We start from the raw sequence: 18,536 nt of genomic DNA, 5'->3' as shown, positions 1-18,536 counted from the left end.
TCCCGACAGGGCGGCGCGTGGTCACCTGCGTGGTCGGGTGAGTGGCGCGGCGACCGGCATCGGCCGCCGCGACCACTCGAGACGCCGACTCACGGGCGGACGCGGTTCTCCGGAGGAAAAGCGCTCTTCGGCGCCGGTACCGACACCGGCACCGACTCCCGAACCATGCGGGTGCGAGGTGCGGTCGCATCGAACACCCGAGGTGAGCCCGCTCGGTCGTTCCGCTTCATCGGTTCTCCCTCCTCGACTGGACTCAGGCGTCGACTGCCGGAGCGGGCGCGCCGAGACCCAGACCGACCGCCTCGCTGACCAGGCGCGATGTCAGCCCCGGCGTCGCGTCGGTGAAGAACGAGTCGAGTGCCTGGTCGACCTGCTCGATGACCTGCTCACCGCCGGGCTGTGCCTGAACGAAGTCGCGGACCTGCTCATCGATCGCAGGTGCGGTCTCGGTGGCGAAGGTCTGCACAGCGTCGACCGCAGCCGCACCGATGGGATCCTCCGACCACTGCGCGAGCGTGGTGTCGACCTGTTCTGTGACCTGTTCGGCCTCGATGTCGGGCACCTCGGTTTCGATCGGCGTGGCATCCTCGCCCGCGCCGTAAGCCGTGCCGACCCCGTACCCGGCCAGACCGCCGCCGAGTGCGCCCAGTCCACCACCGACCGCGCATCCGAGTCCGAATCCGGCCGCCGCACCAGCGGCGGTAGCGGCAACGCCCGAGGTCACGGGAGCAACCCCCGGAATCGGCAGAGGCACCATCGTGCCTGCTCCAGCCCCGACGATGCCCGCGACCGTGCTCACTGCCAGTGCGGTCGGGACACCAGCCGCGAGGCAGCCGGTGCCGAAGCCGGTCGCTGCACCTACGGCCGTGCCTGCAACCTGGGCCGAGGCGATCTTTTCGGCCTCTTCGGTCTCCATGCCGGTCGATCGGTGGTAGTCGGTGACCATCGCCTCGACCACTGCGGTCGTGCGGTTGGTCTTGTCGGCATCGACGTCCGAGACCCAGTTCGGCTGGTCGAAGATCACCCGGCCGAAACGCATCTTGTTGACCGGAGCCTCGATCGGCAGGGTCGGGCCTTCCACCACGACCGGCGCCTGCGGAGCAGGAACGCTGTAGCCGGAGTAGCCGGAGTTGTAGCCGCCCGAATAGCCGTTGTACTGCGCCATCGACACACCGCCGCCGGTCTGCGGGTTGTAGGCGCGGGTGCCGCGGTTGTACTCGGCCGGAGGCGCTACCCAGAAGTTCTCGGCGGGCTGCGGATCAGGAGTCGAGGGTGTAGGAGCAGAAGTTGAGGGGGGCGTGGAGGTGATGCCCGCCTGACCACCACGGACTGCGGCGGGGACGTGATCCCTGCCTGCCCGCCGCCGGAGTCGCCGGTCGGCGCTGCTGCTGCCGTCGGCGCAAAGGCAATGAGCAACCCGGCTGCCGCCGGTGCCAGAGTCGCGGTGCTGAGCACCGCACTGGTCGTTCGGCGGCGCCGGTGTCTGCCGGTGCCGGAAACCAGCTGATCTTCGTTGGATACGGACATGTACATCGCCTTTCCTGCGAATGAATCGAGTCCCGAATGCGTGAAGGACCTGAGTGAGAAAGAGATCCGTCAGGGCCGAGAAGATCGGGTGGTCACCACAGGGAGGTAGTCCGCTTGTGCACGTGTCGGCAGCGCCGACTAGGTGCGGGAACGCTGCCGTTGGCGCGCACAGTCGAGTAACGCCAGAACAGCAGCGCCCGACAAGGAAGTGGGCTCTCGTCCGCAGTGACCTGGTGCCCGAGCTTGCGTAGTCAGCCCGGACGGGTTGGTACGTAGGTGGTTCAACCCCGGATACGTGACACCGACGCCAATCACTGACACGTGTCCGGGGGTTTCCCTTTTGCCGGTGGCCTCACCGTGGCTCGCGCTGGTTGCCGGCCAGACGCTTCCCTCGGCTCAGCCGATCGTTACCTCCTTCGCCACGAAACCTTTCATTGAAACTCTATTCCGGAACATTACAGCAAAATCTATTCCAGTGGAAGATGACGCAAGCCATTCCTGTAGGGCAGTGTTATGGCTCGTGGAAAGGTTTCGGGCATGACGAGACGGCCTCTTCGGGGATTCGACCGGGAGAGGCTGATCGATCTGCGGACGGAGAAGGGTTACACCCGTGGTGACCTGGCGAGGTTCGCCGAAGTGAGCGTGGCGGCCGTGCGAGCCTGGGAGTCCGGGCAGGCGACCCCGCAGGTGGACCGTCTGGCCCGTGTCGCTGCCGCCCTCGACGTTCCGATGTCCGAGCTGGTGCGGATATCCCCGCACGACCGGTATCTGGGCGATCTGCGCGCCCAGGCCGGCCTGACCCAGCCCCAGCTGGCGCTGCAAGCCGGCATTTCCACGGCCTCGCTCAGCAGCCTCGAGCTGGGGGAAACCTCGCTGCGAGAGCCGGTAGCCGAACGACTGGCCCGAGCTCTGGGAGTGGACACAGCCGAGGTCCGCGCCGCCTACGAACGGGCCCGCACCCGACCGCCGGGCGCACCCGTCTGACACGCGCGACACACTGTGTGTCGACGCACGACAAATACGGATAACCACGTCTGAGCTCCCCCCGCGGAGATAGCAGCCCACCTCACGCGGACATGCGGAAGCGGCCGAAACCGGCTGTGCTACATCCGAGGCCGAGTGGACAAGCCCCGGGAAATCCCCACGGGCGGGGACGCGGAAGACAAACTACCAGATCACAGCCGATAGTCCGGGACCAACCTACCCGCCTCGCACCCCGCGATCGGATCCCTGCAATCCTCTGTGGCCGCATCGAATTCATCCGGAATCGTTGAAATCTGAACGAGCACGAGACGGTCGCTGAGAGGGCCGGGATACGGGCTGATCGACAATTTCGCTGCCCGCCAGCCCGATTCCGAACGCAGACGAGCATCGACGCACCGAGGTGCGGTATCCCCCGAACGGAACGTTGCCAGTGCATCGGCCAGCACATGCCGGTCGTCGGGATGCACGATCTCGTTTCCGCCCTTGACGTTTCGCCAGGACACCCACGGTGGAGCATCCGGCAGCCACATCGTCAGAACGGCGAGATCGGCGACGAAGACTCCGGTGTAGACCCCCGCTGATCGCAGCATCTCCTGCATTCCCAGCTCGCTCAACGTCGGCAACTCCGGTGACGTCGTATCGGAGACGTCGTGCCACAACAGCCGCAATCCCACGTTGCCCGGATCAGTACGGCCCTTGCCCCAGCAGTACCAGCGCATCACCCGACCGTCGGCGTGCAGAACCGACATCGGAGCCTCCCACCGGCGACCGTGCACCGGATCGATGCCCAGCTCGAACAACGACGCCGAATCGTCGAACTTCACCGCCTTGGCAATGTACTCCGCAGGAGTTCGCTCCGGAACGTGCTCTTCAGGAAGCACCCCGGACATCATCGATGCTTCGACCGTCTGGCCGATCACCATCCGCTCGAGACTCCACGCAATCCCAGCTGCGATTCGAGGTGGGGTGGGAACCCGGCCGGGCTCACCCACCCACACCTGGACACCGTGCGCCTCCCCGCTGGGGCCGAGAACGGGCAGCGCCTCGATGTGGAACGCCTTCTGCGCCCCCTTGCGCGAGCGCAGATCGAGCGTCACCGGCCGTCGAGTGCGGATCACCTCGTCGATGATCGGCGTGACCGGAAGGTCCGGGGCCGGCTGAACATGCCGGGTCACCGACGCCCAATCCTTGACTACGCCGCCGCAGCTGACAACGGACATCTCGCCGCCGACCAACGTTTCGACCAGATGCCACTCGTTGAGAATCACCATTAACTTATAACCTCCCCCGAACCGTGGGCACAGTATGGCTGCCCAGGGGGAACTTACCTGTCGGCCGCCTCCGTCACCGACGCGAGAGCTTGACCTTCAACCCCCGCGGCTTGAGAGTGATCGCCTCGTGCACGTCGAGTTCGTAGCCCGGTTCCGGAGCGAAGTCGTACCGCCGGATCAGCGACGCGAGCGTGAGCACCGCCTCGTGCAACGCGAACTGCCGACCGATACACGCCCGGATACCGGTGCCCCACGGCTTGAAGATGTGCGCCGGACGCTTCCGCACGGCCGCGGGCTCGAACCGATCCGGATCGAACCGCTCGGGATCGTCGCCCCACAGCGGGTCGCGGTGCAGCTGCGGCAGCAGCACGAACACCCACGAACCCTTCGGCAGCGTCCGTCCGCCCAGGGTGGTCTCACCGCGCACCTTGCGGAAATAACCCGGGGCGGCCGGCCACAACCGCAGCGTCTCGTCCACCACCCGCCGCACATACCGCAGCTTGGCGACCTGCTCGTACCCGATCCGACCGTCGGCACCGACGACCTCGGCGATCTCGGCCCGCGCCTTCGCCACCACCTCGGGATGTCGGCTCAGGAAATGGACCGCGAACCCCAGGGTGGCCGCGGTGGTCTCGTTGCCCGCGACCAGGAAGGTCAGCACCTGATTGCGGATCGATTCGCGGTCGAGCTGCTCGCCGGTGTCGGGATCGACGGTGTGCATCATCAGGTCCAGCAGATCGCCGCGCTGCTCACCGGAGCTCATCCGCTCCTCGACGATGCGATCGACCGTCTCCTGCATCAGCGCGATGTCGCGTTCGTGCTGCTCACGCGCCGCGCGACCGAACAGAGCACGCAGGATCGGAATGTCGTTCGACGAGCGGTTGATGTACTCGAGCGCCCGGCTCATCGCTGCGATGAACGGATCGGGTTCGGTGCGGCCGAACGAGTCGAAGTCGTAGCTGAAACCGCAACGTCCGATGACGTCGAAGGTCAGCGACGTCATGCTCTTCGGCACGTCCACGTACTCGCCGCCGGCTGCGGCGGTGTCCCAGCTGTCGACCAGCCGGTCGACGACCGTGAGCATCGAGTCGTGATAGCCGCGCATCGCGGCCTGGCCGAATCCCGGACCGAGGATGTTGTGGGCCTTCCTCCAGTTCGGTTCGGAGTTGAACGCGGTGAACAGCCCGTCGCCGGCAATGACACGAAGCTTGCGGAGCGGCTTGCCGAGGAACTTCGCCCACTTCTCCTCGTCGTTGACCTCGCGCACCAGATCGGCGCCGGAGACCACGATCAGCCGGTGCTGGAGGATCTTGCGCTCGAAGATCCCCCGAGTTCCTGCGCCATCTGCATCTCACGCTGAACCGGCTTCGCCACGTCGATGCTGAGCAGATCACCCAACAGAGGCAGTCTCCATCGAGGTTGCGGGATCGGCTGGGAATCGGTGGTGGTCGCAGGGCTGCTCGTCGAAAGCTGCGGTGACGCCATTCGTGAGAGTGTGCCCCACCGCCGGCGTGAGACACACCGCCGCCTCCCACCCGCTCCGAGGCTCCGACTGTCGTCCCACTAGTCGACACGCGCCACGCCGATGTACGGGGGTAACTGACATCCGCCCTCTCAGCCGCTAATCTGAGTCAGATTCAACGGGCCGATCTTGAAGAACGGGGGTTTACGCATGGCACAGCCGCATAAAGGCGACCGCGCCGCGATGACTCTACGCATCCCCGCTGAGCTGCACGAACAGCTCCGCAACGATGCCAAGGACGCCAAGGTCGCGCTGTCCCAATACGTCGCCGACCTGCTCGCACTACAAGCCGGTCGACCGGATCTTGCCCGCGAGATCAAGGCGGTGACCGTGTAAACGCCACCAGAGAGGGCCGCTAGCCGCCAACTAGCCCGCCTTCAGATGCAGAAAACCCCCCGCCTGCCAAGCGAGGGGTCTTCCAAACCGAATATGTGACCGAGCCAGTCGCCAAACTCTCTCGGGCCACTCGAACTTTCTCACCAGAAAGTCTTCGTTATGCATATTAGCGAGCGCTGCTCGTTTGGGCCAACTTCCGTCTTAAATCACATTCCCGCGTGTCGCCCTCAACGGAGCACACGCACCGCCCGGGACAACCGCCGAGGTCCCGGCCGCGCCACTCCCCAGACCCGCCGTGGTCGCCGTCGCGGCAGCTACAACCTCCGCGTAGCCGATGGTGCCTACTCCCCCATCCCTGTCTGGGACTCCCGCGCGGGTTGGATGCGCCAGATCATCACCTTCGCCCGCAGCGAGACCGGCATCAAAATCTGCCACGAGCACCGCATCGCCCCGGACAAGTTCATCGCCGCCGCCAACGCTCACGCCGCTTACGCCGACGAATCCACCGGCCGCAGCCTCACCGCCGCCCGCGACACCCTCGCCGAATACGCCGGCATCAGCACCGACGTCCTCGACCGCGCCCGCCAGATCCTTCGCCGCATCGGAGCCGCCGTCGAGCTCGTCCGCGGCCGCTACCTCACCATCGCCGAACGCATCGAAGCCAGCCTCACCCACGGCGGAAAACAACTTCGCGCAGCTTCCGTATGGGCCCTGACCAGCAAGTTCACTGCCAACTCTTCTGTTTATCCCCAGTTTCCGAATCATGCGGATCTACCGGAGAACCCTTTGGGTTCTACAGGTATCTCTCGTTCTCAAGTACTCACCAACGCGCGCGCTACGCGCCGCGCCCGGGCTTCGGCGAAGACCGAGGGTGACCCACGACCCCTGCACGCTCAGATCGCCGCAGCGCGCCTGGCCGACCGACTCGGTCCCACGATGCCCGAATACCGCGGCGTGGATCGGAATGGCCACTACGTCCCCGGAACCACCCATCACCACGTCGGAGCCATCGCCGATGCCCTGACCGCCGCAGGCATCGACACCACCCGATGGACCGGCGACGACGTAGCCGACCAGATCACCGAGTTCCGCCGCGACCGCAGCCTCCCACACCTAGCGTCCCCGACCGCTTTCCTGCGCTGGCAGCTCCGTGCCCTCGCCGATGTGTGGTCAGGGCCTACCCCCACCGAGCGCCGCACTGAGATCCAGGACCGCCGCGCCGCGGAACGTCGCGCCGAACTCGACCGGCGTGCTGCTCATCCTCCGGCCAGCGACGACACCCGTGCCACCGCTCTCGCCGAGATCCGGCAGATACTGCTCCAGCGCTCGGGCAAGCGCACCAGGACCCGCGGGGACCGCTTCGACCGGCACCGCTACTGAACGAAATTCTCGCTCCGGTCAGAACCACAGCGGCGAAGGGGAATCGAATCGTTTCACGCGGAAGCCGCTCCTACCCCTCGAGCTTGCGGGCATCATGCAGTATCCGACCCACCGCTCCGGTCGACATCTCCAGTTTCTCGGCGATCTCGCGGTACTTCATCCCCTGCTCGCGAAGTTCGACCACCTGCTTGCGTCGGCGTTCTGCGCGTTCGAGGAATTGGTCTCGGGGTTCGGCAACCAGGCGACGTGCAGTGCGCTCCGACGAGCCGAGCCGGCGTGCCAGCTCCTTTGCGGTGATGGACCGCCGTTGTTGTGCCTGGGCACTGCCGCTCATCGCGCGAACTCCAATGCTGTCGCCAGATCGAACTTGGTGGCCCGCTTCCTGTTTGCTTCCCGTTTGGCAGAGCTCATGACCTTGCCGCCCTTGCTCCCACGTGCTGCCTGGCGCGCCCGGAACGTCCCCTCATCGAAGTTACGCCAGATCCACTTGCCGATGGAGTACGCCGTGGCACGGACCTCGATGAAAGGAAGAGGGTCGGCGAACTCGCTGTTGATTCCGTGACAACGCTGAAGAACCAGTTGGAGCCACTGGTCTACGGTGCCATGACGATGGTGCCACCACTGTGGGTACGCCCACTTACGGGCAGTGTCGAACATCGTCACATTGCGGCCCAGACCCACGGAGCGGTCGGGCCGGCGCGGAGCCTGACGAGGTGTGTAGATGGTCGCCAGATCCCGCAACGAGTACGGATCCCCTGGACCGTAAATGGTTTCCCATTCAGGGTGGATCGGGTTCTTGGTCAGCTGCCCACCGTAGGAGAAGTCTCCGCCGACGGAGATACACAGACCTCGCTCGATGCGATGGGCATAGCGCAGCGGAGTCAACCGCGCCGAGTCGGTACGGCAGACTCGATGGTCGCCCAGCCACCAACCCAGGTGCGCCCGCCCGGAGGGAGACTGCGCGACCCAGCTCGGCGTCGGATGATCCGACGGTTTCTCGAACGCCCGCATCGCCGCATCGGGGTGGTCACAGTCGATGACGATCGATCCGAGCAACGCGTGTGGAGAGTGCTGGATGTAGCGCATCATCAATGCCTGGTCACGGCTCATTCGGTACTGACCGTGCTCGAGTTGGTTCGTCGCGAACGGCCGATGCGGCAGTAGCACCTCGTTTCCCCACTGCTCGTCAGTGAGAAGGGACTCCCCCGCCGTTTCCATGCCGAGTACTGTGCACTACCAAGATCGAGTATTCGGGTAGGACACGCCGAGCCATATACAGATATTATTCGGGTAGGTCATGCCAAGCCATATCAGGTATCCGCCCTGCCTTCTCCCTTTCGAACCCTCGAACATGTCCACTCGTGGCAGAGGCTGTGCCTCACGTACCGAAGTTACGATGAGAACCATGACCGGGAAGAAGCGCATGGCCTTCGACATCACCGAAGCCGACGCCGACCGGATTCGCGCCGCCTACGTCGGCACCCGCGCCATCCTGCCCCCGGCCACCCTCAGCGAGTTCATCACCGACCTGCTGGTCGAGGCCACCGAACGTCTCGAAGCCGAACACAACGACGGCCGGCCCTGGCGCACCCCAGCCGCAGCGAACTCAAATCCCTCTCCCAGACCGGCGTCGGACGCAACGCCCCCGGCCGCCCAGGAGAACAGGACCAGCAATGACCGAGGCGTCACGCACACCGCGCCCCAAACTCGGGTTCCACACCGACCAGGCCGAACGCATCCGCGCTGCCTACCTCGGCACCCGCGCAGTCCTCCCGCCGAGCACCTTCAGCGAATTCCTCGAGACCGCCGTCCTCGAGACAATCGAACGACTCGAAGCCGAACACAACAACGGCCACAGCTGGGACGCCCGGCCACCGGGGAAGTCAAGTCCACCGCCCAGACCGGCGTCGGCCGCTGGAATCGCACCTGACCGGTTCTCAGTCGCACATCCTCATGCGTTGAGGACACGATGAGAACCATCCATTCTCACTCCCCAGTGGGATTCTCACGCCTCATATAACCCATTATTACTATGGAATCCCTGCCATGAGGCAGCAGTACAGAGCACCCTCGAGCACCCATGCGAGTGTGCGCGAGAATCCGTGACGATAACGCTCCCGCCAGCACAAACAACGCCTATCCGGTAGCCGGCCGAATGACAGTTGCCGTCGTCGTTCTCGTCGTAGCGGTCGCCGTTCTCGCCGTCGAGCCGATGGCGGGGCGCACCACGACGCACCAAGATCAGTCGGTGTCGCGTGACACAGTGCTGACCACCGACTGACCGAGCCTGAGACAAGGACCGCCACCGACGTGAATGAGCCCCACCTCTACGCCCGAACCACCTACCTCGGCTTCGACGGCCCACCCGAACCCGTCCGCAATCTCGCCGGAGGTCTCACGGGTCTGTGGTGGCTACTGATCATCGCGGCGCTCATCTGCTTCGGAGCATGCGAGTACATGCGGAGAAAAAGCGTGACCAGGAGGGAACGGCAAGAGAAGAACAGGCTCGGAGCGGCTTTCTTCCTCTACTGCGGCCTCATGGGATTCGTCGTCGGAGTCTTCGGCCTGATCGCCGCGAACTGACCCTTCCTGAACTACTCGGACCGGAGCTGTCGCGGGTGGATGCACCAGGGGGCGGCTTCGCCAACGATGGGCCTCTGCAACGAGCAACAGGATCAGTCGACATTGTGAGACGCCGACCCGAGCGATAAGAACCATCACGCCCGAACGACTCCTCCGAGAACCGGCCGGAGCGCAGTCATCTCTCATCTCACGTATCCGCCTCGATCCCGTCGTGACCTGCGAATCTCATCTGAGAACCCCTTCCCATATCATGGTTCTCATTGTTACTATGGGAACTATGATGTGGACGAAGCGACACAAGAACAAGAACGCCTCAGTGCCCGAGAACGTGACAGCCGTCAGCGGATCCATGTGGTTCGCAGGCGTGACCATCACCGTAGGAATCGGGGCGGCCGCGTTCATTCTCAGCTTCCTCGCACTGCGAGACCTGTGCATCCAGGCCGGCCACCGAGAGAGATCGCCTTCCTGTTCCCCGTCATCGTCGACGGAACGATCCTGCAAGCAACGATGGGAGTCGTTTCCCGACGTCACGACCACCGGGCGCGACGATTCTTCTGGAAGATTCTCATCGAGCCGCCACCGTCTCGATCGCAGGAAACGCGATCCACGCCGTTCTCACCACGACCCCCGGCTTCAACTCCGTTCTTGCCGCCGTGATCGCCACACTCCCGCCGATCTCACTGCTCGCCTCCACCCACGCGCTGACCGTTCTCGGCCGTCGCACCGCCGCACCCACCGAGACTCACATCGAATCCGCGCCCGCGACACAGCCGCGCCGTGAGACCGCACACGAGAACGCGACCGCACCCACGACTCACGTCACGACCATCACCGAGAACCGTGCCGCCGCCGAGACCGCAAGTGAGACTCCGGTCGCGCGGTCGACTCGCACTGCGACCGCTGACGCTCTCGCTCGACAGCTCGAGGTGCCACTGCCCCACCTGCCCGCACCCACCTCGACACCAACCCCATCCCGGCCTTCCATTCTCACGAGGAGCGTCGCGAATGGGCACTCGCCCGGCGCCAGGCCGGAGTGGAGGTGCCCGTCTCGCCCAAGAAGTCGACCGCTCCGTCGCCACCGTTTACCGCTGGCTCTCCGAGCCGACACCTCCGTCACCATCTGAGCATCACAACGACATCAAAAATATCAACTTTTCAACAGCAAATCGTAATCAACAAAAATCAGAGCGACATCAAAAAATGTCCACGTCTGATGCCTGCCAGTCTCACCTCGGCGCATCGAACTCGGGAATCGTCCCCCGGTTCGGTGCGCCGAGTCGCGTTTTCGGCGTTGACCAGGGCGATCCGCCCCCGGACCCCCTTAAGGTCGTGTCGGGTGTCGACAGCAGTGTGCTCGGTGGTCGGTGTGGCAGTCGGATCTTTGCCTCGTTGGTCTCGGGGCCGGCAAACGTATGCTCCCGCGGCCGGCGGACGGTGCCCCCTCGCCCTGGCTAGGAGTGTGCCCCGGCTCGTCTGCCGTGCGTGTCGGCTCTACCGATCCCGGGGGCTCCGCCCCCGAACCCCTGTCCCTCCCTCCCAAGGTTCCCGATGCTCCGCGTGCACCGCGCCCGGTCGCCACACCACGGCCCTACCGGACCCGCCGACCACCGAGCAAGGGAAAACCCGCCCTTGCCCGGCAGTCACCGCGCCCGGTTCACCAGGCCGCACCGACCGACCGGGTACCCGCTCCACCACCGCCACCGAACCCCCGCTACACCCGCAAAACCGCAGGTCAGACCCTAAAAACGCGTGACCACCATCACCAGAAAAGCACCGGAAAAACACCAACAAACATCGAAAAATCATCAAAACGATGTAAACTAGAGGCATGAACAAGGAAGAGATCACCGCGAAGCTCCACAACCTCGGCCGCGACATCGATGCCCTGCTCGAGAACATCTCGACCGGCAAGGACATCTCCGTAGTCCTGGCCGAGTCCCGCGACACCAAGGCCGCCGCCCGTGCCGCAGGCATGACCGAGGACGAAATCAGCGCCGCAATCGAATCCGGCCTCAGCTGACCGACCACCCCGGAAGGAAAGACGCGATGACCACTCCCCCCCGTCCAGACACTCGAGCTTCCCGACCAGTGGTGCGACTACAACGGCTGCACCACCGAAGCCACCCACACCGACGGCGAGTGGGTCATGTGCCCCCACCACGAGGAACGCGCCTACCGGACCACCACCTACTGGCGGCCGATCCTCCGCTGGACCACCCGCCCCGGCCCCCACTGGCCGGTCTTCATCGCCGAGTACTGATCCACATTCCGCGCCGGTGGGGAGTCACCGCGACTCCCCCCGCGCGCACTACCGACCCGAACAGGAAACGCCACATGCTCACCATCACGCACACCCCCACCGAGGGCACGATCATCGACGGCACCAGCAAAGGCGACGGCACTGCGCCGATCCTCAAAACCGCAGGTTGGAAATGGGGACGCAGCATCACCGCGCCTGGTACATCCCGCACAGCCGCGACCGCGCCCCCCACCTCGCCCGCATCGAACACACCGCCGCCGCCCTGCGCGCCGCCGGCTACGACGTCGAAACCGACATCGACACCACCCTCCGCGACGGCACCGACGCCCACCAGGACCGCAACGAGCGTCTGACCGACCGCGCCGCCGCCCTCGCAGCCAAGGCCGAACGCAAGGCCACCGCCGCCGCCGCCGCCCACGCACGCCACGACCACGCCTGTGCCGCACTGCCCGAAGGCGGAGAACCCATCAAAGTGGGACATCACAGCGAACGACGCCACCGCCGCGCCCTCGACCGCGCCCACACCACCGCCCGCGCCTCGATCGAAGCCGACGCCGCCGCCCGCTCAGCCGCCGAATCCGCCCGCATCGCCGCCCGCAGCACCGATTACCGCTACACCCCCGCAGTGATCCACCGCCGCATCGAACGACAGAGCGCCGAACTACGCAGCATCGAACGCCACCTCACCAAGTACCGCGCTGCCGGACACACCGCCGAGACCAGCAACCACATGCACCAACTCGAACTCACAAAGCCGAACTCGAGCGCGACATCGAATACTGGACCGCAGTACGCGCCGAACAGGACGCCACCGACGGCCCCAAGCTCTACAGCCGCGCCGACCTACGCCCCGGATGCTTCGTCAACTGCTCCGGCACCTGGCACAAGGTGATCCGAGTCAACGCAAAGTCGGTCACCGTCGCCACCGCCTACAGCTGGACCGACCGACTGCCCTACGACAAGATCCCGACGCCCCGCGCCGAGGACGCCCACACCCCATCCGCCCAGGTCAGTAACCCACATCCGGCGGCCGCGACCCCCTCGCGGCCGCCGGTCCCCACTCGCCGCGAGGACGCCATGACCGCCGAATCCCTGTTCGCCGAGTGCATCATCCCCGGATGCAAACAGCCCGTCACTGACCAACTCACCCCCTGCCAGACCTGCCGCGCGATCTTCGGACCCATGCTGCACGAAGCCGACCGACCCCCGAGCTACCCGCCGCCGACCTCGCAGAACGAGACGCAGGCACCGCCGCCGCCTACCGCATGATGCGCGCACTACCCACCGCGGCCCAGCACAACGACTGGACACCGAGCGAGAACGCCGCACAGCCGAACACGAAAAAGCCGCGCGCAGGAACGCGGCGAAGCCGAAAAAGCCAACCAGACCTGCTGGCTCTGCGAAGAACGACGAACCTGCCTTCTCCGCCCCCAAGGGTGGGAATGCCGACAGTGCCGCGAGATCCGCTGACACACGGCCCGAGCCGGACGCCCCTCACGGCCCCGGCTCGGGCCGCCGCCATATCCGCCCCACCCGTACGGTCTGCCACCACCGCGAGGCCGGCCGAGAATCGAACCCGAAGGAGCGGCTGCGCCGCACAGACCCCACCGCCGACCACGAGCCCGACGCGAATCCCAGCGGCCCCCTGTGCACGACCCCCACCGATAGTGTTGGATGTTGGCTAGCGTCACGCACCAGCCGACAGGACTGGAAACCCCGCGAACGCAACCAGATTCAACCCACCACCCCCACCCCAGTGGCAGCGGTGGCCGACGGCCAGGGCATCGAGCCCTGGCCGTCGCCGTTCCATCCACCACTGACATGAAAACCGCACCTGAACAGATGCAACACCACCCAGTCCGCAACAGTCACGAAACCGCCATCCGATAAGAACCAGAAAAGCACTCTTTATGAATCAGAAGTGATGTATTATTGCATCAGGAAAGGGAGGCCATGAGTTCGAAAATCATTCTGATCGGCAACGAGAAGGGCGGGGTGGGTAAGACCACCACCGTGCTCAACGTCGGTGAAGCCCTCGCCCGTGCCGGCGAAAAGTGCTCCTGGTCGACCTTGATCCCTCCGGCAACCTCACCCACACCTCACCAAGTTGCAGCCCGACCTCCGTGCCGCAGCGAAGGTGACCGCCGATCACATCGTCGATATAGACCCGGAGACCCGAAAGCCCGCCGCCGAGGCGATCCTCGATGCAATACGCCCCGGCGTCGATCTCATCGCCGCCCCTGCGAACGCGGCCCACCTCATCGCCGCCGAGAAGAACATCACCAACGATCCCATCGAAGGCCCCCACGTCCTGCGGGAATCACTCGAGCCGATCCGTGACCGCTACGACTACATCCTCATCGACTGCTCCCCCACGCGAAATGCCCTCGAGATGTGCGCGCTCGTGGCCGCTGACCAGCTCATCGTCCTCAACGAAGCGCATGACTTCAGCATCGCGGCCATGCAGGGCGTGACCTCGTACGCCCAGAGCATCAAGAAGCGGCACAACAGCACTCTGTGGGTCCGCGGCACCATCCTCAACAAGGTGCAGTCCGGAACGGTCCTCGCTCGCGCCTGGACCACCCAATTCACCGAGGCCGGCATCCCCGTCCTCGGCAGCGTCCGATCCGCCGAGCCGATCAAGAGGGCCGTCAACGACGGAGTATCCCTCGCCGACACGAAGGACGGTTGGCGTCACGCCTTGGTCTATGACGACCTGGCCACCACCATTACCCAAAGGAAGAAGTCATGAGCGACATCCGCAGCATGTTCGACGCCGAAGCTCCCGACGAGAACGTCCCGGCACGGTCCGCAGCACCGAAGAAGATCGTGCAGCAACCCACCTTGACCCGGCGCACGTTCACCCTCGCCGAATCCGTCATCGACGCTGCGACCAACGCTCAAAAGGGTCTGCGCGGTGTCTACCCCGGCGCACACGGCAGTCTCAACAGCTTCATCGAGGCCGCCATCGCCGAGTACACCCACAAGCTCGAAGAGGAATACAACGGCGGTGAGCCCTTCCCCGAGGTGGAGAAGGTGCGCCGGCGCAAAGCCCGCGGCAGCAAGAACGACAGCACCGACGAGGACTGACCGCACCACAGTCCAACCGTTGAAGGCCCCGACCTCCTGGTCGGGGCCTTCGGTCTATGCGGGCCTCGTGTACAGGCACAGAAACTCCCGGCCCGACCCGCATCGCTCTACCGATCCCCGGGGGCTCCGCCCCCGGACCCCTGTCCCTCCCTCCCGAGGTTCCCGCTGCTCCGCGTGCACCGCGCCCGGTCGCCACACCACGGCCCTACCGGACCCGCCGACCATCGAGCAAGGGAAAACCCGCCCTTGCCCGATGGTCACCGCGCCCGGTTCACCAGGCCGCACCGACCGACCGAGGTACCCGCTCCACCACCGCCACCGAACCCCCGCTACACCCGCAAACCGCAGGTCAGACCCTAAAAACGCGTGACCACCATCACCAGAAAAGCACCGAAAAACACCAACAAAACATCGAAAAATCATCAAAACAGATGTAAACTAGAGGCATGAACAAGGAAGAGAACGACCATCGCCCCGCTGGCCTCCTGCTCGACGTCTACCGCGCCCACCGCCTCGGCGACTGCACCAACGGCGGTATCAGCGCCGCCGCCGACACTCTCTTCTGATGGGCGTCCTCGACGAGCGCCGCGCCCGCACGGGCCGCATCACGTCACTGCCGTCCGGCTGCACCCCCCACGGAGTGCGAAGCCACGTCGGCGGCCATGAGCAGATCAGCCCCACCGTCGCCGTACGGATTCGACGCCACGCCTTCATCGAAGGCAGCTATGCCGCTCTGGTCAGAGTCGAATGGAACGCCGACCGTCGTCGGTACGAACTCACCGAGTCGGGACGAGTGGTGATGTTCGGAGGCAACTACGCCGGAACCTCCGACTCGAGACTGGGCGAGCTGTCCGAACGGTATCTCGGCCACCGATCCATGATCCTGCCCATCCATGACCGCATAGAAGACTGAACCAACGGCCCGCCCTGGCGGGGCCGTCTGCGTTTCACGGAAACCCCCAGCTCGGAGGGTAGAAAGTGTGACAATAGTCACCAAACAATCATCGAACAAGCACCAATAAAACATCGAAAAAGCATCAAAACAGATGTAAACTTGAGTTATGAACAACGGAAGCACCGCCGAATTCGCCACCCTCGACCCCGCTGACCTGCTCACCGACTCCAACATCCGCCATGACCTGCGCCTGACCGATGCCTTCCGCGAGTCGATCGCAGAGCAAGGAGTTCTGACCCCCATCACTGTGTGCCGCACCGCCGCCGGACCCCTGCGCGTGCTCACCGGCCACCGCCGCACCGCCGCAGCCCTCGAGGCCGGACTGACCCAGATCCCCGCCCTCATCGTCGGCGACGAAGGCGCTGGCACCGACGCCGCCGTCGAACGGCTCGTCACCCAGTGGAGCGAGAACGAACACCGCGCCGCGATCACCAACGGCGAACGCCTGGCCCTGTTCGAGACCCTGGCCGACCACGGACTGACCTCCACCAAGATCGCCCGTCGCACCAAGGCGCCCCGCACCGAGATCGAGGCGGCCCTGACCTTGCGCGACACCGAGCAGCGCGACGCTGTGCAACGAGGCGAGCTGACCATCGAACAAGCCGCCGCCCTCGCCGAGTTCGGCGACGATCCCGCCGCCGTCCGCCGCATCGAGTGGGCCATCGCCAGCGGACGACTCGACCACGCACTCGCCGCCGAACGGTTGCGCCGCACCGAACGCAACGCCGCACTGGCCCGCACCGAGGCGTACCTCGCAGAACACTCCATCGCCGCCGTGCCGCTTGGTGCTCTTCACGAGAGAGTGGGGGAGGGACCAGTCAGCTGGTCGAGCGCGTCACCGACGAAGAAGGCAACACGCCCGCCATCGAAGAAGTCGCCGCCCTCGGACACCTCGGGCTGTACGTCTACAGCTGCCCACCTTTTCGACCGCGAGAGCGGCGACGAGATCGACGCGGACTACATCGTGGACGAGCTACCCGACGGCGATGCCCGCGAGGAATGGATGATTCCCCGCGAGAACTCGTCGAAACCCACGAGACCACGCTGTACTGGCACGTCGTCAATATCGAAGACACCCCTTGGCGCACCTGGTGGGGACACCCCCGCCCCGCCGAGCTCGAACAGGAACAAAGTGCCGAGGACCGCGCAGCTCAGCGGCGTGAAGTGATCGAGAACAACCGCGAATGGCGAGCCGCCACCGAGGTCCGCCGCAAGTGGATCGCCCAGCAGACCACCCGCAAGACCGCCCCCAAGGGCACCGCCTCATTCGTGGCAACAGTGCTGATGATGTCCCCAGATCCCCGCCGCCTATCACGCCCGCACCCGGCCGAACAGATGCTCCCACGTCCGACGCTCTCGCGAAGCTCGCCAGCGCCACCGACCCCGCGCCCTGGTCCTGCTGCGCGCCCACATCCTCATCGCCCTCGAGTCCCAGGTCGGCGTCGAGCACTGGCGCAAGCCCACCGACCTGTCGCAGTTCTACCTGCGCGCCATCGAAGCCCAGGGCTACACCCTCGCCGACATCGAGCGCCGCGCAGCCGGACTCGACCCCTCGACGAGCAGTAACGCCCCTTCCGGTGGGCGGTCGTATCGGCCGCCCACCGGGCCAGACCACTCGCTGGTGCCGGCCCCCGGCACGCATGGCCGTCGACCGGGGCATCGAACCCCGGTCGACGGCTCCGGCACGGCCCTCGCCAACGCATCACAAAATAATCAAAAAACAACCCATAATCATGTAAACTCATCGAAAAGGCTTCACAAAACATGATAATTAAGCGACAATGGACGAGTATCTGGGGAAACCCCGTCAAGCCGAAGGAGCGCCGCATGATCGTCTGGACCGTCACGCTGACTGCGCCCACCGTTGCGCGCTCCGATTCTGGCTGCACCTCACCCACGCGGCCGCCGCCTCCGACGCCGCCGAAGCAGCGCGCACGCTCGCGCACGCTCGCGCTCGCCTACGGTGCGCCGCCGGTAGCGCAGTCACCATCACCATCGACGAAGCGTCATCGCTCGCGCCACCATCGGCCACTCGGCCATCGGCCACCCCGACCCGACTCCCGTGCTCGACATCGCCGACGCCCTCGACGAACGGATCAGCGCATGACCGTCACCGACCAGACCGATCTCGACCGCTACCTCAGCGCCGACGAGTTCGCGCCCCCAGACGCCGACACCGAAACCCTGCTGCTGTGCGCGCTGCTGTTCGCCACCCGCGCCGCAGCCGCCGACATCGTGGACCTGCTCACCACCGACGACTTCCACCAGCCACTCCACGCCGAATTGTTCGACGCCATCGCCGCACTGATGAACACCGGCCACCCCCACGACCCGCAATGGTCCTGGCCCACCTCGAGCGCCACGGTCGGCTCGCCGGTCACCACGGTCGCCGACTCGCCTACGCCCTGACCACCGCCACCACCGCCGGCGTCGATCCCACCGCCGCGCCCTACTACGCCCATGCCGTCATCATCGCCGCCTACCGCCGCAGCTTTCGCACCGCCGGAGCCGCCATCACCGAAGCCGCCGAACCCTGCCCGAAGCCGACCTGTTCGACCACATGGTCGCCATCGGCCGTGTCCAGCGCGCCGCCGCCCGACGCCTCGAGCGTGTACGTGCCCGACTCGG

At 65.5% G+C, this 18,536-nt stretch carries 17 protein-coding genes and 3 pseudogenes; 15 read left to right on the top strand and 5 right to left on the bottom strand.

The window, feature by feature from the left end; genetic code table 11:
• Positions 1-253 precede the first annotated feature (253 nt).
• Positions 254-1,165, bottom strand: a complete 912-nt coding sequence (locus tag GON09_RS00180; protein ID WP_213930092.1) for an insoluble domain protein — start codon at positions 1,163-1,165, stop codon at positions 254-256.
• A gap of 899 nt (positions 1,166-2,064) precedes the next feature.
• On the opposite strand from GON09_RS00180, the gene GON09_RS00175 reads away from it, so the two are divergent.
• The gene (locus GON09_RS00175) at positions 2,065-2,511 is read left to right on the top strand and encodes a helix-turn-helix transcriptional regulator (RefSeq protein WP_213930091.1); all 447 of its coding nucleotides are present in this window, start codon (positions 2,065-2,067) and stop codon (positions 2,509-2,511) included.
• Positions 2,512-2,702: 191 nt separating this feature from the next.
• On the opposite strand, the gene GON09_RS00170 is transcribed toward GON09_RS00175, so the two are convergent.
• Both GON09_RS00170 and GON09_RS00165 read right to left on the bottom strand, forming a co-directional pair.
• Entirely contained in the window at positions 2,703-3,782 is a 1,080-nt protein-coding gene (locus GON09_RS00170) for a GAF domain-containing protein (protein WP_213930090.1), read from the bottom strand.
• Positions 3,783-3,855: 73 nt separating this feature from the next.
• Positions 3,856-5,267: pseudogene (locus GON09_RS00165) on the bottom strand (cytochrome P450).
• Between the two features lie 187 nt (positions 5,268-5,454).
• On the opposite strand from GON09_RS00165, the gene GON09_RS00160 reads away from it, so the two are divergent.
• A complete protein-coding gene (locus GON09_RS00160) occupies positions 5,455-5,640 on the top strand; it encodes a toxin-antitoxin system HicB family antitoxin (RefSeq protein WP_033098656.1) in 186 nt (61 codons plus the stop codon).
• A gap of 381 nt (positions 5,641-6,021) precedes the next feature.
• Positions 6,022-7,020, top strand: coding sequence for a replication protein (locus GON09_RS00155; RefSeq protein WP_213930089.1), 999 nt, complete (start codon positions 6,022-6,024; stop codon positions 7,018-7,020).
• A gap of 70 nt (positions 7,021-7,090) precedes the next feature.
• Here GON09_RS00155 and GON09_RS00150 read toward each other — a convergent pair whose 3' ends face one another.
• Together GON09_RS00150 and GON09_RS00145 are read right to left on the bottom strand one after the other, a co-directional pair.
• Positions 7,091-7,354 (bottom strand): sigma factor-like helix-turn-helix DNA-binding protein, encoded by a 264-nt coding sequence (locus tag GON09_RS00150; protein WP_213930088.1) that lies wholly within the window; start codon positions 7,352-7,354, stop codon positions 7,091-7,093.
• Positions 7,351-8,238, bottom strand: a complete 888-nt coding sequence (locus tag GON09_RS00145) for a replication initiation protein (protein ID WP_213930087.1) — start codon at positions 8,236-8,238, stop codon at positions 7,351-7,353. Before GON09_RS00145 ends, GON09_RS00150 begins: the two co-directional genes overlap by 4 nt.
• Positions 8,239-8,317: 79 nt before the next feature.
• On the opposite strand from GON09_RS00145, the pseudogene GON09_RS28835 reads away from it, so the two are divergent.
• The 12 genes and pseudogenes from GON09_RS28835 to GON09_RS28225 all read left to right on the top strand — a co-directional run.
• Positions 8,318-8,545: pseudogene (locus GON09_RS28835) on the top strand (hypothetical protein); the annotation flags it as partial.
• Positions 8,546-8,693: 148 nt separating this feature from the next.
• Positions 8,694-8,993 (top strand): ParB family protein, encoded by a 300-nt coding sequence (locus GON09_RS00135; protein WP_244865316.1) that lies wholly within the window; start codon positions 8,694-8,696, stop codon positions 8,991-8,993.
• 182 nt (positions 8,994-9,175) lie between these two features.
• Positions 9,176-9,301, top strand: a complete 126-nt coding sequence (locus GON09_RS28660; RefSeq protein WP_280521621.1) for a hypothetical protein — start codon at positions 9,176-9,178, stop codon at positions 9,299-9,301.
• Between the two features lie 29 nt (positions 9,302-9,330).
• Entirely contained in the window at positions 9,331-9,603 is a 273-nt protein-coding gene (locus tag GON09_RS00130; protein ID WP_072815828.1) for a hypothetical protein, read from the top strand.
• Between the two features lie 1,828 nt (positions 9,604-11,431).
• Complete coding sequence (locus GON09_RS00125; RefSeq protein WP_072816379.1) at positions 11,432-11,623, top strand: hypothetical protein; 192 nt, start codon at positions 11,432-11,434, stop codon at positions 11,621-11,623.
• Between the two features lie 412 nt (positions 11,624-12,035).
• Positions 12,036-12,755, top strand: a complete 720-nt coding sequence (locus GON09_RS00115; protein ID WP_213930086.1) for a DUF3560 domain-containing protein — start codon at positions 12,036-12,038, stop codon at positions 12,753-12,755.
• The gene (locus GON09_RS28230) at positions 12,752-13,132 is read left to right on the top strand and encodes a hypothetical protein (protein WP_244865310.1); all 381 of its coding nucleotides are present in this window, start codon (positions 12,752-12,754) and stop codon (positions 13,130-13,132) included. Before GON09_RS00115 ends, GON09_RS28230 begins: the two co-directional genes overlap by 4 nt.
• 684 nt (positions 13,133-13,816) lie before the next feature.
• Positions 13,817-14,615: pseudogene (locus tag GON09_RS00105) on the top strand (ParA family protein).
• On the top strand, positions 14,612-14,953 hold the full coding sequence (locus GON09_RS00100) for a hypothetical protein (RefSeq protein WP_072816384.1): 342 nt from the start codon (positions 14,612-14,614) through the stop codon (positions 14,951-14,953). The pseudogene GON09_RS00105 and the gene GON09_RS00100 overlap by 4 nt, the downstream one beginning before the upstream one ends.
• A gap of 565 nt (positions 14,954-15,518) precedes the next feature.
• Positions 15,519-15,866: a hypothetical protein gene (locus GON09_RS00095; protein ID WP_213930085.1), complete on the top strand. Its 348-nt coding sequence runs from the start codon at positions 15,519-15,521 to the stop codon at positions 15,864-15,866.
• Positions 15,867-16,014: 148 nt separating this feature from the next.
• Positions 16,015-17,076, top strand: a complete 1,062-nt coding sequence (locus GON09_RS00090; protein WP_244865309.1) for a ParB/RepB/Spo0J family partition protein — start codon at positions 16,015-16,017, stop codon at positions 17,074-17,076.
• A 935-nt stretch (positions 17,077-18,011) separates the two neighbouring features.
• On the top strand, positions 18,012-18,317 hold the full coding sequence (locus tag GON09_RS28225; RefSeq protein ID WP_244865308.1) for a DnaB-like helicase N-terminal domain-containing protein: 306 nt from the start codon (positions 18,012-18,014) through the stop codon (positions 18,315-18,317).
• Positions 18,318-18,536: the final 219 nt, after the last annotated feature.

The organism is Rhodococcus sp. B50 (assembly GCF_013602415.1).
GTDB lineage: Bacteria > Actinomycetota > Actinomycetes > Mycobacteriales > Mycobacteriaceae > Rhodococcus.
This window is presented reverse-complemented; position numbering and strand designations above follow the sequence as displayed.

What these genes read in the sequence shown, in the direction of transcription:
- GON09_RS00180 (WP_213930092.1), bottom strand. Translation starts at nt 1,165, where the DNA reads ATGGCGCAGTACAACGGCTATTCGGGCGGCTACAACTCCGGCTACTCC.
- GON09_RS00175 (WP_213930091.1), top strand. Translation starts at nt 2,065, where the DNA reads ATGACGAGACGGCCTCTTCGGGGATTCGACCGGGAGAGGCTGATCGAT.
- GON09_RS00170 (WP_213930090.1), bottom strand. Translation starts at nt 3,782, where the DNA reads ATGGTGATTCTCAACGAGTGGCATCTGGTCGAAACGTTGGTCGGCGGC.
- GON09_RS00160 (WP_033098656.1), top strand. Translation starts at nt 5,455, where the DNA reads ATGGCACAGCCGCATAAAGGCGACCGCGCCGCGATGACTCTACGCATC.
- GON09_RS00155 (WP_213930089.1), top strand. Translation starts at nt 6,022, where the DNA reads ATGCGCCAGATCATCACCTTCGCCCGCAGCGAGACCGGCATCAAAATC.
- GON09_RS00150 (WP_213930088.1), bottom strand. Translation starts at nt 7,354, where the DNA reads ATGAGCGGCAGTGCCCAGGCACAACAACGGCGGTCCATCACCGCAAAG.
- GON09_RS00145 (WP_213930087.1), bottom strand. Translation starts at nt 8,238, where the DNA reads ATGGAAACGGCGGGGGAGTCCCTTCTCACTGACGAGCAGTGGGGAAAC.
- GON09_RS00135 (WP_244865316.1), top strand. Translation starts at nt 8,694, where the DNA reads ATGACCGAGGCGTCACGCACACCGCGCCCCAAACTCGGGTTCCACACC.
- GON09_RS28660 (WP_280521621.1), top strand. Translation starts at nt 9,176, where the DNA reads ATGACAGTTGCCGTCGTCGTTCTCGTCGTAGCGGTCGCCGTTCTCGCC.
- GON09_RS00125 (WP_072816379.1), top strand. Translation starts at nt 11,432, where the DNA reads ATGAACAAGGAAGAGATCACCGCGAAGCTCCACAACCTCGGCCGCGAC.
- GON09_RS00115 (WP_213930086.1), top strand. Translation starts at nt 12,036, where the DNA reads ATGGGGACGCAGCATCACCGCGCCTGGTACATCCCGCACAGCCGCGAC.
- GON09_RS00100 (WP_072816384.1), top strand. Translation starts at nt 14,612, where the DNA reads ATGAGCGACATCCGCAGCATGTTCGACGCCGAAGCTCCCGACGAGAAC.
- GON09_RS00095 (WP_213930085.1), top strand. Translation starts at nt 15,519, where the DNA reads ATGGGCGTCCTCGACGAGCGCCGCGCCCGCACGGGCCGCATCACGTCA.
- GON09_RS00090 (WP_244865309.1), top strand. Translation starts at nt 16,015, where the DNA reads ATGAACAACGGAAGCACCGCCGAATTCGCCACCCTCGACCCCGCTGAC.
- GON09_RS28225 (WP_244865308.1), top strand. Translation starts at nt 18,012, where the DNA reads ATGACCGTCACCGACCAGACCGATCTCGACCGCTACCTCAGCGCCGAC.